The 15,047-nt window shown below is 64.5% G+C and carries 15 protein-coding genes; 11 read left to right on the plus strand and 4 right to left on the minus strand.

Annotation, left to right across the window (positions count from 1 at the left end):
* Positions 1–318 precede the first annotated feature (318 nt).
* Positions 319–600, plus strand: coding sequence for a DUF4258 domain-containing protein (locus tag VMV28_06740; GenBank protein ID HUZ80294.1), 282 nt, complete (start codon positions 319–321; stop codon positions 598–600).
* A gap of 289 nt (positions 601–889) precedes the next feature.
* Here the strand turns inward: VMV28_06740 and VMV28_06745 are convergent, their stop codons facing one another.
* The 3 genes from VMV28_06745 to VMV28_06755 form a co-directional block, all read right to left on the minus strand.
* Positions 890–1,468, minus strand: a complete 579-nt coding sequence (locus tag VMV28_06745) for a hypothetical protein (protein HUZ80295.1) — start codon at positions 1,466–1,468, stop codon at positions 890–892.
* A 169-nt stretch (positions 1,469–1,637) separates the two neighbouring features.
* Positions 1,638–2,630, minus strand: a complete 993-nt coding sequence (locus VMV28_06750) for a cytochrome c biogenesis protein CcdA (GenBank protein ID HUZ80296.1) — start codon at positions 2,628–2,630, stop codon at positions 1,638–1,640.
* A 275-nt stretch (positions 2,631–2,905) separates the two neighbouring features.
* Entirely contained in the window at positions 2,906–3,694 is a 789-nt protein-coding gene (locus VMV28_06755; protein HUZ80297.1) for a redoxin domain-containing protein, read from the minus strand.
* Positions 3,695–4,013: 319 nt separating this feature from the next.
* Here VMV28_06755 and VMV28_06760 point away from each other — a divergent pair, with 319 nt between their 5' ends.
* From VMV28_06760 to VMV28_06805, 10 genes are all read left to right on the plus strand, one after another.
* Positions 4,014–4,406 (plus strand): hypothetical protein, encoded by a 393-nt coding sequence (locus VMV28_06760; protein HUZ80298.1) that lies wholly within the window; start codon positions 4,014–4,016, stop codon positions 4,404–4,406.
* A gap of 41 nt (positions 4,407–4,447) precedes the next feature.
* Positions 4,448–5,032 carry a DoxX family protein gene (locus VMV28_06765; GenBank protein HUZ80299.1) on the plus strand — a complete coding sequence of 195 codons (585 nt, stop codon included), beginning with the start codon at positions 4,448–4,450 and terminating at the stop codon, positions 5,030–5,032.
* Positions 5,033–5,041: 9 nt separating this feature from the next.
* Positions 5,042–7,165, plus strand: coding sequence for a heavy metal translocating P-type ATPase (locus VMV28_06770; GenBank protein ID HUZ80300.1), 2,124 nt, complete (start codon positions 5,042–5,044; stop codon positions 7,163–7,165).
* 867 nt (positions 7,166–8,032) lie between these two features.
* Positions 8,033–8,176, plus strand: a complete 144-nt coding sequence (locus VMV28_06775) for a YHS domain-containing protein (GenBank protein HUZ80301.1) — start codon at positions 8,033–8,035, stop codon at positions 8,174–8,176.
* A gap of 226 nt (positions 8,177–8,402) precedes the next feature.
* Positions 8,403–9,362, plus strand: coding sequence for a hypothetical protein (locus VMV28_06780; GenBank protein HUZ80302.1), 960 nt, complete (start codon positions 8,403–8,405; stop codon positions 9,360–9,362).
* Between the two features lie 418 nt (positions 9,363–9,780).
* Positions 9,781–10,248, plus strand: coding sequence for a chromate resistance protein ChrB domain-containing protein (locus tag VMV28_06785; protein HUZ80303.1), 468 nt, complete (start codon positions 9,781–9,783; stop codon positions 10,246–10,248).
* Between the two features lie 51 nt (positions 10,249–10,299).
* Positions 10,300–10,725, plus strand: a complete 426-nt coding sequence (locus VMV28_06790) for a chromate resistance protein ChrB domain-containing protein (GenBank protein ID HUZ80304.1) — start codon at positions 10,300–10,302, stop codon at positions 10,723–10,725.
* A gap of 53 nt (positions 10,726–10,778) precedes the next feature.
* Positions 10,779–11,021: a Chromate resistance protein ChrB gene (locus tag VMV28_06795; protein ID HUZ80305.1), complete on the plus strand. Its 243-nt coding sequence runs from the start codon at positions 10,779–10,781 to the stop codon at positions 11,019–11,021.
* Between the two features lie 40 nt (positions 11,022–11,061).
* The gene (locus VMV28_06800) at positions 11,062–12,021 is read left to right on the plus strand and encodes a hypothetical protein (protein HUZ80306.1); all 960 of its coding nucleotides are present in this window, start codon (positions 11,062–11,064) and stop codon (positions 12,019–12,021) included.
* 405 nt (positions 12,022–12,426) lie between these two features.
* Positions 12,427–12,702, plus strand: a complete 276-nt coding sequence (locus tag VMV28_06805) for a hypothetical protein (protein ID HUZ80307.1) — start codon at positions 12,427–12,429, stop codon at positions 12,700–12,702.
* A 1,195-nt stretch (positions 12,703–13,897) separates the two neighbouring features.
* On the opposite strand, the gene VMV28_06810 is transcribed toward VMV28_06805, so the two are convergent.
* The gene (locus tag VMV28_06810) at positions 13,898–14,977 is read right to left on the minus strand and encodes an SIS domain-containing protein (protein HUZ80308.1); all 1,080 of its coding nucleotides are present in this window, start codon (positions 14,975–14,977) and stop codon (positions 13,898–13,900) included.
* Positions 14,978–15,047: the final 70 nt, after the last annotated feature.

A 15,047-nucleotide genomic window follows, 5' to 3' on the forward strand; every position in this document is an offset into this window, starting at 1 on the left:
TCTCGTGGGTACGGTTTGGGGCGGGGAAATCGGTCCGGGAATGGTGCACCCGTCTCACCAAGGAGCAGAAGGAACTCCTCGCCACCCTCGGAGCGAGCGAGTATCTACCTGCTACCTAAATCCGCGGGAAGGCAGGTCAGAGAGCGGAAGCTCGCGGACGCGAAGCATCGGGGAGGAGGATACTCCCTCCCCGGGATAGTACTATCGCTGGAGAGTCACCAAAGGTGAAACTCGGTTACCGGTTTCGGCACTAGGGCACCCTAGTTTGGTAGGCCCAGTGATCGACGCGAGTAGGCGCGGAATCGGGAGCAACGGAACATGGCGGCAATACGTATAGCCCACCCGCCGTCGACGGAGTGGGGGCAGGCGATGGTGAACCCAAAGACCGACTGTGAAGTGGAACCCACACTTCACGCCAGTGAACAGATGCGCGACCGGAAGCTCTCGACCGCCAGGCTGGAACGACTCGTCCGGGAGGGTCGCTGGGCCTCGGAGGGCGCGAACCCGTTCGTGGTGACCCACAAGAGGTGGATGGCAAAGGTCATGGTGGGGGTCTGCAATATCCGGGTGGTCACCGCGTGGCGACGGGGAGGACCATGAAGGGGAACGGGAAACGGTGCGCCGTATGCGGGGGAGCGCTGCGACGTGAAACCCGTCCTTACACGTCTCGAGGTGTCTCCTTCGGTAAGTTCGAGTTCGATGTCTGCTCCGAGTGCGGCGACACGCTGGTACCCAAGAGAACCTCGCTCGCCATCGAGAAGATAGCGAAGGAACGAGGCCTGTGGGGAGCGGGCCCGGGAACGGTCGAACCTCCCGTGCCGCAGCCCAGGGGCACGAGGGCCCACGCCTGACGGTCGTACCGAACCACTCGCTTTCCGCCCGCGCCTCCCTACAGTCGGACAGTGAAGGCTACGGGAAGCGAGCGAAGGAGTCCCTGCTCGAGGTCCGCCGGAGCCGGTTCGTTGCACCGGGCCTCGGGCCACAAGATTACGGGCGGGGACCGTATTAGCGCAACCGGTAGGCGGACGGCTTCGAGATCATCATGGAGGTGCGGGCGCTGCCCGCAGTGGAGCGCATCGCATCGCAGACGCACGCCGGCCCGACAGACCTTCCACTGGCAGACCCGACCGAGATAGTTCCCATCCGGATCCGCCAAGAAGACGTCCGCACCCTTCCCCAGAGACTGAGCGGCCCCCATCAGCCGTCTCGCGTGACACGCAAGAGGCGCGAGGTCAGCGATGGGTTCCACCGTTATCAGGAGGTCGATGTCCTTCGGGTCCTGCTTGGTCGTGGTCAGCGAACCGATCAAGGCGACTCGGGTGACTCCGTGGACCTGGGCGATGTCGGGTACGAAGGTTCGTGCGAGCCGGATGAGTGCCAGCCGTCTTCCGCTCCCTTCCTCGGACCGCATCGTCGGCCTTACGGTTCCGTACCGCATCCTCGGCAGGACGAGGATGGCACGCCACATGAAGCCGCGGGCTCGGTCGGCGAGTTCACGAGGCACCCTCGTCTCTGGGCGCGCTCCTCGCAGTCCCCACTCGATCGCGCGCGCTCCACATCAAGATCGCAGTCGCGGAGGACGGGAGAGTCTCCTCGCGACTGGCTAGGCCGCTGGGGGTTCTCGCCGCGAGTCACCCCTAAGGGTGCCCGTGATCCTGGGGGGGAGTCAAGCCGGCTGCGCCGGGCGCGTCGTCTTCGTCCTCGGAGGCGATGGGTTGATCCGAAGGCCACCCGGCCGACGCGCTGTCCAAGGATAAGGGGGAAGCGATCTCGCGTCGGAGGCGCCGGGACCGCAGCTCGCGAAGCAGTACAAGGGCAACTATCGCGGCGGCGATTCCGGCGGCCAGCAGAACGAAGCCCGGGTTCGAGAACGCGGCGATTAGCGCACTTTCCATCGACGATTGGTAGATGCCGAAGAGGTCGGACCCCGGGGTCAGGAGCATCCGGTCCAATACCCCCAAGACAATCGTGAACACACCCATGCCGAGGAACAGACCACCCGCGATGAGCTTCGAGGAGTGGATCTCGGTCTCGTGACCGAGGAGGCGCAGCCGAACCAGTCTGCCTCGAAGGAACCTCGGTGTCGGTACGGCCCGCCGATCCCAGGCGAGAGCCACTACGAGCAGCGGAAAGACCATCCCGATTACGTACGCGAGGCCGACGACGAGAGCCGACAGCATCGTTCCGGAGAGCACCGTAAGCACCAAGACGCCCACGAGCACCGGGGCGCAACAGGAACTCGCCACCCCCCCAAAGACACCGAGAGCGTAGACGGAAGGAAGGTCGCTTCTCTTGAGATCCACACCGCGGTGCATGGGCGGGAGAAGGGCAACCCCCCACAGCGTGAGGAGTCCCAAGACAACCATGAAGAAACCTCCGATAACGAAGAGCAACGGGTGGTTCACCGTGATGAACGTCGTTAGGAGCGAGACACCCATCGCGATCGGGAGGAGCACCGTCGCTATCCCGGCGCCGAAGACGGCGGTCATCCCCAGGCGACCGGACATCGTGTCGAACGACTTGGCCATGTAGGACGGGAGGAGGACGGTAAAGCAGCATGGCATGGCGAGCGCCACTATCCCGGCGATGAAGGCGACGACAATCGTGGCGAGGAATAGCGCCGCCGACATCAGAGGTTCACGGGAACCGACGCACCCAGCGCTCGGCGCAGATCTTCCTCGCGAATCTTCCCCTTACCCAGAAGCCGGCCATCGCCGATAACGCCCGGAGGGAAGAGAATGGAGTGCTCCTCGGCAAGCCTCACTCCCTCTTCCGAATCGAACCGCACCTCTCGCACCGAGAGGTCGGGTACAACTTGAGCGATTTCACCCAGGATCCGCTTGACCCGGACACACGGATTGCAGCCTTCCTGGGTGATCAGGACTACTTGCGTAGGGCCATCCCCTCAGCCGCTCAGGGCGTTCTGGACCGCTTGAAGGATCTGGGAATCCGGGACCGACATGTCGGTCGGTCCAAAGTCGGCCCGCCAGACCACAACGCCCGTTTCGTTCACGAGAAGGAACGTGTGCCCCGGCGCTGCTCCGGGCATCATGCTGACCGCAGCCCCGGTCGTGTCGTAGGCGTTTGAGACGGCGAGGGTTGGGTCGGCGAGTACAATGGTGTGACTGACCCCGCTCTGCTGGGACCAGGTGGACATGTCGGAGAGAGAATCGCCCGTGATCTGAACAACCACGACGTGGAACTGCTGGAACGCGCCGGCATCTCCGTCCAGCGAGATCATCTGCTGCAGGCAGGGCGAACAGCCCAACCCCTCATTGAAGAAGAGCAAAACGTTATATTGCCCCCACTCGGCGGACAGCGTGAACGTCCCTCCACCGTTCGCAATGGCCAGACTGAAGTCGGGAGCATCGCGGCCCACCCACCCGGTCGGCTTTGCGCCAAGGTTGGGTCCGTACTGAACGACGTACACGACAACGAGAGCGAAGGCCACCAGGATCGTTACGAGGACGACTATCTGCCGCGACCCCGGAGCGCGATGCCGCCGCTCGTCCACCGGCGGGAGCTGCTTCGGCTTTCGATCAATCTTGGCTTGACGCCGGTAGTAGAGGGCTCTCAACGCTCCGGCAGGGTCTGCGTCCCCCGGGGCGTGGAATCCTACTTTCCGGTCGCGGGCCACCTTGTCCCAGGTTGCCCCCCGGGCATGAAGCTTCTCGACTCGTTGCCAGTCCGTCATGTAAGTGCGCTCGGATAGGACCCGTTCAAGCTTGTAGTGCTCTCGCGACCCTTCTCGCTTTCTTGTCCGTCATCTTGTTGAAATGAGGCGTGGAGCGATGCGCGTGCTTGTCCGACAAAGGCGTGTGGTTGAGCCCACCGATGTACGGCACAAGTCGATGCTAGAGAGAGCATCTGTGCCCGCAGTTCTGCTCTGGCATTCGCCGACCTCGAGCTACCATCGAGTGTGTAGTACCGTTCGGATATAAGCCGTTGGTCAATCTCATTCGACGGGCGGCCTTTATAATGTGGTTTGTCACATTACCCCATTAGAGGCCTTCATGCAGAGCCACGCCCCATCTTCGGTTGCGCCGAGCGACAAACGCCGGTGGCTGCTTCCCCTGGTAGCGATAATCCTCGTCGCCGTTGTCTTCGTCGTAGTAACTGCGGCATGGGCTGCGTCGGCTAACACCAGCGGCTATGGCTGGATGATGGGTGGGGACGGCGGCTGGGGTTGGATGTGGGTAGTGGGCGCGTTGATGATGGCGATACCCCTGATTCTCCTCGTCTTGCTGATCGCCTTACTCCTCCGGCCCTCCTCCTCGCAACCTCAGGTCGTCTTGATGGCCTCCCCTCCCGATTCCCTTTCCGAGGTCCGGATGCGCTACGCCCGCGGGGAAATCACGTCGGAACAGTACCGTCAGGTTCTCAACGACCTGCAAGCGATTCACTGAAACCCGCTTTCATCCAGAGCGTACGGAGGTAAATGCATTCGATGGCGGTTGTATCAGCTTCCCACGAACGACTGGACTCGTGGATCTACCGTAATCGAGAGCGCCTCAAGACAGGGATGCGTGTCCTATTTGGCGCCGTCTGGGGGATTGACGGCGTCCTGAAGTTCGGGAGTGGGGTACCCGATTCGTTCTCCTCGATGGTTCAATCCGCGGGCAACGGCCAGCCCGCGTGGTTACAGGGTTGGTTCTCCTTCTGGGCCGGTCAGGCGGCGCAGAACCCGACGTTCTGGGTCTACCTCACTGGGGTGTTAGAGATCGCCTTGGCTGCCGCGCTTCTCCTCGGATTCGCTCGCAAGGTCGCCTACGGAGGCGGCATACTCCTGAGCCTGTTCATCTGGGCGGTCCCTGAAGGATTCGGTGGCCCCTACGGTCCCAGTTCCACCGACATCGGGACGGGAATCGTCTACGCCTTCGTGTTCCTCCTCCTCATGATCGTCAACGCGACGTATGGCCCGTCCCGATACTCCCTGGACCGGCTGCTCGAGCGCCGATGGCCGGGTTGGAGCCGGATTGCCGAGATCCGGGGGCCGTGGGTCCGGGACGCTCCTCCTCGGTCGGGAAGCTGAACACCGGCCTTGGCGACCGACCCCGTCTGCGGTATGTTTGTCGATGAGAGGTCGGCCACCCTCAAGCTCGTCCGTGACAACCGCACCTACTCCTTCTGCTCGAACCGGTGCTTTCAGGAGTTCGCTCAGCCGGAACGTGAGATGGCCCGTCTTCGGACCAAACTCGCTGTCGGTTGGCCAGCCTCAATCGTCATCGTTTTCCTGACTTATGGGCAGCCCTTCCCCACCTGGCCATGGGTAGCGCTCCTCCTCGCGAGCATCGTACAGTTCTACCCCGGCTGGCAGTTCTACGTCGGCACCCGGGACGCGATCCGGGGCCGCAATTGGAACATGGACACTCTGATCGCCGTCGGAACGACTGCCGCGTTTGCGTATAGCGTCGCGGCTCTAGTCCTGCCGGCCCGTCTCCCCGCGGCGTACTATTTCGACGCGTCGGCGATCATCATAACCCTGATCCTCACCGGCAACTACCTCGAGCACCTTACGCGCGAACGCGCCCGGGGCGCGCTCCGGCGGCTGAATGAGCTTCTCCCGACCACTGCGCTCCTTCTTCGAAGCGGGAAGGAGTTCGAGGTGCCCGTCTCGGAGGTCAAGGTGGGCGACCGATTCCGAGTGCGACCTGGCGCCCGATTTCCAACGGATGGTTCGGTGCTCGAGGGGCGTTCCTCGGTCAATGAGGCGGTGTTGACCGGCGAGAGCATGCCGGTAGAGAAGAGCACCGGAACCGGGGTCATCGCAGGTTCGGTCAACGGTGAGGGGCTTCTAACGGTGCAAGCCACCAAAGTGGGTGAGGACACTGCGCTTGCCCAGATCGGCCGGCTTATGACCGAAGCGGAGACCAGTCGGGTTCCGCTCCAGCAACAGGCCGACCGGATCGCCACAGTGTTCGTCCCCCTCGTCCTCCTCCTCGCGATCGGCGCCTCCCTGGCCTGGGCGCTGCTCGGTGTGGGATTCACGGTCGCCCTCCTCGTCTTCGTCTCGGTCGTGATTATCGCATGCCCGTGCGCTTTCGGAATCGCGACCCCCGCTGCGATTGTCGCGGGCACAGCGCGAGCGGCAGAGGAAGGCATCCTGTTCAAGGGACGGGACTCCCTCGAACAGGCGAGTCGGGTGGACGTTGTACTCACCGATAAGACGGGTACGTTGACCCGGGGCGAGCCGATCCTAACCGACACAATCACTACGCCCGGGACTACCGAGCAGGAGCTTCTCTCGTTGGCGGCTGCACTCGAGTCCGGCTCGGAACACCCTCTCGCAAGAGCGGTCGTCCGGGCTGCCGAGGCACGTGATCTCCAGCTCCCTGCGGCGGACGCAATCCGGGCTGACCCCGGTAGGGGGATACGTGGGCGGGTCGCCGGAGCTGAGGTGGCGGTTCTGAACGAACGTGCGGCCCTCGAGGATGGGGCGAGGCTCAACGAGCTCCAAACGGCGATCGACCGGCTGACCTCCGAGGGTAGGGGATGGTCGGTGGTCCTCCGAGACTCGACACCAATCGGCCTGCTCGGATTCTTCGACGAAGTGGCGCCCGGGGTCCACGAGGCAATCCAGACGCTTGCGGCGGACGGCATCTCGGTCGTGATGGTCACGGGGGACCACCCATCGGCGGCTCAGACGGTAGCGCTAGAGGCCGGAATCGCCGAGGTCCACGCGTCGATGACTCCGGGAGCAAAGCTCGCCCTCATCCGTGAACTCCGAAAGGCCGGTCGAAAGGTCGCGTACGTTGGCGACGGGATCAACGACGCCCCCGCTCTCGCAGAAGCCGACCTCGGTATCGCGATCGGGTCGGGAACGGACGTCGCCCGCGAGGCCGGAGGGGTGATCCTGATACGGTCCGACTTTCGAGGAGTGGCGCTGGCCCTCCGCATCGGTCGTCGAACGGTTCGGAAGGTCCGAGGGAACCTGACCTGGGCGATCGGATACAACGCGGCTCTACTTCCGCTCGCTATGGGAGCGCTGGTGCCGGTCTTGGGCCTGGGGGTCTTCCAAACACTCCCCATCGCCGCGGCCATCGCGATGGCTCTTTCCTCGACGACGGTCGTGCTCAACTCTCTGTCGCTCCGGAAGGTTAGACTCGATACCCCCGCGGGGCGTGCGGTACGGCCCCTCAGTATCAATGGATCTGTCCCGACCTGATGACGAACAGGATCGACCTCGTCGGGAAAGCTCAGCGAGGTGGGTCAAACTCCGTTAGGGTCTGCTGTGGCGAGTCTTCCGGCGAGGTGTGGACCTCCGGCCCATCACCCTCCGGTAGTGGCGGGCAGCTCGAACCCGGTTCCCACACCCCGTCGGGGAGCACCAGATTTGCTGGCGAGTCCGGGCTAGGATGAAATGGTTGCATCCGGGGCCCCGGCACGCCCTCAACGTCGCCCGCCCGGGGCTTGTCAAAAGGTCAGTCACCGATTGGGCCACAGCCCCGGCGATCCCGTCAGCTGCGGACCTCCTCGTACTCCTCTCCATGACCATCCATCGCCCCCGGTGCCACATTAGATCGTTCCGCCCTGTGGCTCGTTGCCGAGTCGAGTTCACTCGGGCAAGCGAAGATGCGGGCGGCGAGGTGCGGCCAACGCAGGCACCAAGCAACACCCGGATGTCTGCCCGGAACTGACGCAAGGACCCGATATCCTTACGTCCGGCTTTACTGATCGACAGGTTCGGCCGCGCCTGTATCCATCGATTGAACTCTTCGATTGACGAGAGGGCGTCTGCGACGCGACAACTTGGACAGGCGACCGAGTTGGCGAAGTCCACAGCCAGGAGTCCTGCTCCTGTGCGCTCCCGAGGGCCTTGATGCACGTGCCCGTGGGCCATCGAACGCCTACGAGGGTCGGAACGATATTAGCTGAACCTGAGGGGGGAAACGGACGGGGTTGTGTGACTCTTCGGGGCTTTTCCACGCACGGACTGAGAAGCAAGGGAGCCAGAAGCCCCGACAACGTTACAGCCCCAACGGACGGAGGTGGCTAAGTACTCTAATGGATAATCATCGTCGGCGACGTTAGCATGACGAAAGTGAAGGACCCGGTCTGTGGAATGTCGATTGAGAGCGCCAAGGCAGCCGCCCAAGGGTCGTACGGGGGAAAGGTCGTTTATTTCTGCTCGGACAGTTGCCGACAGACCTACGAGACAGCACACAAGCCCGGCTGAGACCGGCGCGCGCTCCCCACATTAAGCCCGCGGTCGCGTGAGACACGACCGTCCCCTCGCTCCGCTCGGCGGGCATAATGCGGCCCCGGCCTCGGTCCTCGCTCGCACCGCTCGACGCGAGCCCTGCGCGCTCGCTTCGCGTCGATGACCGCGTGAAACGCCGTCGAGGCCGCGGAACCCGCAAGCCCATTATCACGACCTGCCCTGGTCAGGGCGGGCGATCGCTATGCGGATCCTTCGGGACCTCGATCTCCAAGAGCTGGTGGACCTCCCCAAGGTGGTCGAGCGCATGGAGGCGGGGTACCGAGCCGACGCCCGGGGAGATGTCGTGCCGTTCCCCCGGAGCCGCTTCGAGGCCCGCGGGGTGTTTCTGGCGTGGCAGGGAGCCGCGATTCCTTCCGAAGACCTGCTGGGTTACCGCTCCTACGCCTACAACGCCGAGGGATACGACCGAGGAGAACAGGTGGTGGCGCTCTATGGGTACTCGAGCATGGACGTTCGGGCCGTCTTCGTCGGCCGTCTCGTCGGGAATCTCCGTACCGGGGCGGCCTTGGCCGCAGCTCTCCACCTCGCGGAGCCGGGCGTGCAAGAGGTCGGGTTCATCGGAACCGGTGACCAGGCCCGGAACGCCCTCGCCTGCATCGCCTCCACGTTGCGACCGAGCCGTGTGGTCGCGTGGAGCCCGACCTTGGCTCGACGAGAGGAGTTCCGCGCGTGGGCGGACCGTGTCCTTGGTCTTCGGGTCGAGCTTGGCCAGGACGCGGCCGAGGTGGTCCGGAGCGTGCCGGCGATCGTCCTCGTGACCTCGGCTGAGAACACGGTCGTCACGTCGGAGATGATCGCCCAGCCGAAGCTGCTCCTGAGCATCAGTGCCTATCGACGTCCCGAGATCGACGTTCGGCTCTTGGACTCGGCCACCCGCATCTGGACCGACAGCGTCGCGCAGGCGAGCGGTCCGGGATGTCTGTTCGAGCCGGACGCGCGACGCGCCAAGCTCCGTCCGCTCGGTGAAGGAATAGCCGACGGGTCGACCCGCGACCAAACGTCCACCCGGATCATCATCAATACGGGTGCCGCGTGGGAGGAATTGATGCTGGCGGAGATGATGTACGAACTCGCGGAGTCCCGGGACCTGGGCGTCTCGGTCGCGATGCCGAAAGAGCGGCCGGGAGCGGCGGTCTTCTAACGTGGTCGCTTCGACGATTGAGATTCTCCAAACCTCGAGGAAGGAACGATGGTCCTCGGACCGACGCCAACGCCTCCGAGACCGACGCCGCGAACCCCTTCGCCAAACTCTGCCGTGCGTCCTCGCAAGCCGCTCCCGTCCCACGCTACGCCAGCGTGCCCCGCTGGCAGGCCCGCCGGCGCGCCCGGGACGGGTCGCGGACGCGGGGGGGGTTCGAGTCGCGCGTGGTGTTTGAGGACGCGGGGGATGAGGAGGCGGGTGAGGCGTCAGCGTGTTGGGGTCAGAGCATACCCACGAGAGGTCTACGCGAAGTCCTAGCTCTGACCATTCCGCCGAGCGGCGAGAGTCGTAACGGACCATCCAATGTAACGTACGTTACACTTATGTGCGTTCATTCCCTGGGACATTGGGAGAAACCATGAAGTTCGTCACGCGAGAGAAAGCCAAGGTCGACCGTATCGCCTGCCCCTGGGTCATCAGCCGGTTCGTGGACAACAAGGCCGAGTTCTTGTTCGTCCCAAAGGAGAAAGTATTCGAGGTAGCCAAGGAGGAGGGGGCGGTCCCGTTCGATGCACCGGGAGCGGAACTCCACCACTACGAGGAGAGTGGGCAGGAACGGGTCAGCTTCGATGCCGTCATTCGAAAGTACAAGCTCACGGACCCGGCCCTGCTGGATCTAGCAGAGATTGTTCGAGGGGCCGACGCGTCGCTCGCGAACCCGCGGCCGGAGTCTGCGGGACTCGAGGCGATGGCGCTCGGGTTCCGCCAGATTGCGAAGGATGATCACGACAACCTGCGGCTCCAGTTACCGGCATACGATGCGCTCTACGCTTACTGCGAGTGGAGGATCCGCGAGAAAGGGAAGCTCGAACACTCCGTCGCATGAGTTGGAAGGGGATCCAAAGGATGACCGGCTTACCTCGAACGTAACCCGAAGATGCGGTGGGCTACCGAACGGAGGCCGCACGTTGATCGGTGCGCGTCGGCGTGGTTCATTCGCCGGTTCGTGGATCCGAAGGCGAGCTTCCTGTTCGTGGGCCCGCAGGAGGTGGCTCCCCGCGGGGCGACGCCCTTCGACCTCCCATCGGCCGAGCTGGGCCACCGTGGCGGGAGAGTCACTTTCGACGCGCTGTTGGTCAAGTGCCCGGCCAAGTACCCCCGGAAGGACCGGGCTCTGGCCCGCATGGCTGAGCTCGTTCGCGATATTGACCTCGCTGCCTTTCGGCTTCCGGAGTCACGTGGGCTTGAGATCATCCTTTACGGTCTCCTCCTGGCGGAGCCAGATGACCGGCAAGTTCTTCTCAAGGCCGAGCCGGTGTTCGAAGGGCTCTACCAGTACTACCGCGGGGATCAGGAACATTGACTCGGCCTCCGTCGACACGAGAGCGCTCGCTGCTTCTTGGGTACCAGATTCCGGTGGAGCCCAGTCGCTATCGGGTCTCCGTCTGGCGACGTCTTCGCCGAATCGGAGCAGTCCCGCTGCATCGTGCTCTCTTCGTCCTGCCCGACTCACCGTTGAATCGCCTGCGAGTCGCCGACATAGCGCACGACATCGAGAATTGGGGAGGTCACGCGTGGATCTTCCTAGCCACCCCACTCGCTCTACGACCGACTCGCGTAGCTTCCCTGCGACCGACAACCGAACGGATCCGCAAATGATCCCAGCAAAGGAAAGCACCTTCGGAGTGAGGTTGCCGGCATGAGCCTGGCCCGGGTCGCGCGCATCGCCTTGCCCGGGCACCCTCCCGAGGGAGGATTCGACCACGCCGCCGTAGACAGTCGGACGTCCCGACTGTACGTCGCCCATACCTCCAACGACGCCGTGGACGTGGTGGATCTCGAGGGCCGGAGGTTCCTCCAATCCATTCCGAATCTGGCGGGGGTCGCCGGTGTGTGGGTGGCCGAGAACGAGCGCCGGCTGTTCACCTCGAATCGAGCAGAGGATACCGTTAGCATCATCGATTTGGACACGACGAAGGAAACCTTCCGGGTTCCGACCGGCTCTCGGCCCAATGGGATGGCCTTCGACCCGGGCCGGGGAGTTCTCTTGGTGGCAGGGGTCGGGAACCCGGAAATCCCCGGGGCCCCACCGACCCTCACCTTCGTGGACACGGCCCGTGGGAGGGTGATCGACCAGCTTCTCGCTCCAGGGAGAACCCGGTGGGCGACCTATCACCCCGCGACTGACTCGTTCTATGTAAACATCGCCGACCCTCCCACCATCGCCGAGGTCAAAGCCTCCGACACCGGTCGGTTGGGCCGTCTCATCCGCGTCCCCGCGAAGGGTCCCCATGGACTGGAACAGGACCCCGGGGGGACGCTCCTGTACTGTGCCTGCGACGAAGGTGTACTCGTGACCGTGGAACTCCCTTCGGGGCGGGCAGAACGCGTCGGCGCCCTCGCGGGCGCTCCGGACGTCCTCTGGCTCAATCTCAAGCGACACCACCTCTACTGCGCGGTCGAAGATCCCGGCGTGATCCACGTATTCGGGCTCGCCCCGTGCCGACTCCTCGAGACGGTGACGACGGCTCGGGGGGCCGGGACGCTGACCCTTGACCCGGCCCGCAACGAAATCCACTCCTTCTGCCCCGACTCTCATGAGGACATCGTTCTCCGGGACCTGGAGGCAGTATCGTTGCTCGGCGGCGCTTCGCGGTGAATCCGATCGGACCCGGTTCGAATCGCGCGGGCGACGAGGCGGTGGTGTGGAACGGTGCGAGCCACCCTCCAGAAGACGCCGGCGCGAGTCTCGAAAAGGCGACTGCCACCCGGGATCCCACCGACCGAAGGGACCATACGGGACCAACCGTCCCCCCTCAGTTGTCGAGGGTGGACGGATGGTTAATCCCAGAATGGATTGCGATCTGGCTCCCGACCTGCACGCGACGAGGCAGCTCCTCAAACGGGGTCTTGCTTGGACCGACCTGGAAAGAGCGGTCCGGGAGGGTTCCTGGCGGCCCGAGGGCGAGAACCGGTTCGACGTTGCGTACGGGCGATGGCATCTGAAGGTCCGCGCGGGCCGGTGTACCCTTAAGGTCTCGACCGGCTTTCCGGAGGACCGACGATGAGCGCGAAAGGGAAGCGTCTCCAGGGGAAGTCATGCCCCGAGTGCGGGGGTGTCCTGCTGGAAGAGGTTCGTCCGTTTTCCATGGAGCGTGTCTTCTTCGGCAACTACCCGTTCTGGGTCTGTTCCAAGTGCGGGGAGGTTCTGACACCACCCGAGACCTACAGCGTTTTGAAGAAGGTGGCGCGGGCCAAGGGACTGTTCGGACATGGAGCAGCCAGCCTCGAAGTGCCTCACCCGGTGACGCCCGCCAGGGGTCTGAAGGCCCCGGCGTAGGCTTCGCCGGCTCGGATGAGGAAGGCGGTTCGCGACAAAGTCTGCCCCGAGTGCGGGGGGGCCCATCCTCCGTGGGAAGGAGGCATTCACCTTCCGCGGGGTCAACCTCGGGGCGTTCGAGGTCCGCATCTGCGGGCGGTGCGGGGAATCGTCCTTCACGCCCGCGGGCTCGAGAGCCATTGACCGAGCCGCGAAGGCGAAGGGGCTCTTCGGAACCGATGCGGAAGAGAACGCTCACTCCGCCCTTCACCCAAGGTCCACCCGAGCCCACACGTAGGTCACGTACCTCGCCGCCTTCGAGTCAGTGGTTCCCTGCTCCTGCACTCATCGCGCTCCTCTCATCGACCACGCGGTCCCTTCTTGAAGTCCGCGCAGCGACTGCCGCCCGCGCGAACATCAAGAGGGCCCGGCCTCGGTCCTCGCTGGCACCGCTCGGCCTGAGGCCTGCGCGCTCGCTCCGCGTCGATGACCACAACGAGCGCGCAACGCGCCTCCGAGTTCGATGCCGCGAACCCCTTCGCCGAACTTTAGCCCACCCGAGCGAAACGCGCGCCGTTCCGCGCGAACCGGCCGGAGGCCACGACCACGCATGCGCGGTGGCTCGCTAACGCGGTTCCGAGTCGCGCGTGGTGTTCAAGGAAAAGGGCGACGAGGAGACGGGCGAGACCCGCTGTTTCAGCACCTTGGGAGTGACGAGCGACCGCGCCAACCGGACGAAGTGCGCGGAGGACCGAGAGGTCGCGCGGTGGCCCGCAGAAGTTCGATCGTGCAGATCGGCATCGGAGGAGACTACGGACCACTACACTGATCCGTGGCCATTCGCGTCAGTCGTCAGGAAAGTGGTTCGTAGTAGTACTCACCGACTGACGAGAGCCCGGCCCTTTTCGACGCTCATCCGACCGGCCTACTCGGTGCAAGAGATCGCTAACTCCCTGACTGAAACGTGCCGACGAACCCACTTCGGTCCTCCACCGAAGGCGGCGAACCGTTTCCCCGGGGCGACGGGAGATCCGTCCCCCGGGACCAACCCAGCCGCTCGAAGTCGGCTCCGCGAGTCCGATGCTCGCCGCGGGTAGTCGGTTTGTTTGGGTCCACGCGGACTTGAACCGACGACCTCCCGGCTCCGAGCCGGTCCACTCACCCTCGCCTACGCGAAATGCCACTCGGAGGGCCGGGGTTGCACCCTCGTTCCGCTTCAAGCAGTCGATGCCGGAATCGGATCAAGCGGGTGGGCCCTCGTACGTGCCGGTGGTACCTGGTCCGCATACCCAAGGCTCGCTTTGAAACGGTCGATCGCTCCGGTCTCCAAAGGAGCCGATCGGAGGCGGTCGGCAAGGAAGAGGCTGAAGAAGTCGCCGAGAACGACGCCCCCGAGCGTGTACTCCAGCGAATCGTTCCCAGGGAGTCGAACGACCCGGGCGAACGCCGCCCGCCGGCGCACCAAGCGCTCGAAGTGGACACACCCCTGAGCGACCGGTCGCAATGTCTGCGCACAAGTCAGAAGGATAACGCCCCACCGATTGGCGTCGGAACTCGGGAGCGCATCCCAGCCGGCAATCGCGTTGTGAAACGCACCGGGAAGCTCATCTAACATCGCGAGGCGCTTGGCATTCTCTTCCACCCCCGTTTTCCAGCGGCGGGCGATCGGCAGGAGACCGGCCTCGGCGTAGATGATCGGGGTCCTTCGCCCGAGAGCCTCAGCGAGAGCTGCGGCCGGACCCCGAGGACTCGCGTACCGACTCCGCATCCTGTGGATCCGCCGAACCGTGCCGGCGATCCGATCCGCATTCGATACGGCCAGCCAGGAATCGAACAGTCCGAGGAGCCCCCCTAGGGCGGACCCGACGGTGGTCCGCGGGGGCCGATCGGGAGCGAGCCGAAAGATCGGGACTCCCTCTCGGTCCGCGCGTTCGTGCAGTTGGCCCCCGGCTGTGAAGACGATACGACACGCGCCGCGCCGTCCGGCCTCCTCGTACGCGCGCAGTACCTCCCAGGTCTCTCCTGAATGACTCGAGAGGATCACAACCGAGCCGGGGCCATGCTCGGGAGGAAGCGAGGGGCCTCGGACCACCCGGATCGGCAAGCCTCCCTCTCCGCCGAGGACGACGCTCGCAAGCTCCCCTGCAGTAGCGGATCCCCCCATGCCGACGATGATCACCGGGGCCCGAGGGATGCGAAGGGCCGAGCCTGACAGGCATGCTCCTTCGCGGAATCCGGGCTCGATATGATCGGGCAGCTCGCCGAGGAAGGTGCGCATCTGGTCTAGCTCGCTCACCCCAGGGCGAACCGGGGCTAGCGACGGTGAGGAGAATGATTGCGACGGGGCCTTGCTAGACGAACCGTCG

The organism is Thermoplasmata archaeon, from assembly GCA_035532555.1.
Taxonomy (GTDB): domain Archaea; phylum Thermoplasmatota; class Thermoplasmata; order Lutacidiplasmatales; family UBA184; genus Lutacidiplasma.

What these genes read in the sequence shown, in the direction of transcription:
- VMV28_06785 (HUZ80303.1), top strand. Translation starts at nt 9,781, where the DNA reads ATGAAGTTCGTCACGCGAGAGAAAGCCAAGGTCGACCGTATCGCCTGC.
- VMV28_06805 (HUZ80307.1), top strand. Translation starts at nt 12,427, where the DNA reads ATGAGCGCGAAAGGGAAGCGTCTCCAGGGGAAGTCATGCCCCGAGTGC.
- VMV28_06745 (HUZ80295.1), bottom strand. Translation starts at nt 1,468, where the DNA reads ATGTGGCGTGCCATCCTCGTCCTGCCGAGGATGCGGTACGGAACCGTA.
- VMV28_06740 (HUZ80294.1), top strand. Translation starts at nt 319, where the DNA reads ATGGCGGCAATACGTATAGCCCACCCGCCGTCGACGGAGTGGGGGCAG.
- VMV28_06755 (HUZ80297.1), bottom strand. Translation starts at nt 3,694, where the DNA reads ATGACGGACTGGCAACGAGTCGAGAAGCTTCATGCCCGGGGGGCAACC.
- VMV28_06800 (HUZ80306.1), top strand. Translation starts at nt 11,062, where the DNA reads ATGAGCCTGGCCCGGGTCGCGCGCATCGCCTTGCCCGGGCACCCTCCC.
- VMV28_06760 (HUZ80298.1), top strand. Translation starts at nt 4,014, where the DNA reads ATGCAGAGCCACGCCCCATCTTCGGTTGCGCCGAGCGACAAACGCCGG.
- VMV28_06775 (HUZ80301.1), top strand. Translation starts at nt 8,033, where the DNA reads ATGACGAAAGTGAAGGACCCGGTCTGTGGAATGTCGATTGAGAGCGCC.
- VMV28_06790 (HUZ80304.1), top strand. Translation starts at nt 10,300, where the DNA reads ATGCGGTGGGCTACCGAACGGAGGCCGCACGTTGATCGGTGCGCGTCG.
- VMV28_06765 (HUZ80299.1), top strand. Translation starts at nt 4,448, where the DNA reads ATGGCGGTTGTATCAGCTTCCCACGAACGACTGGACTCGTGGATCTAC.
- VMV28_06780 (HUZ80302.1), top strand. Translation starts at nt 8,403, where the DNA reads ATGCGGATCCTTCGGGACCTCGATCTCCAAGAGCTGGTGGACCTCCCC.
- VMV28_06750 (HUZ80296.1), bottom strand. Translation starts at nt 2,630, where the DNA reads ATGTCGGCGGCGCTATTCCTCGCCACGATTGTCGTCGCCTTCATCGCC.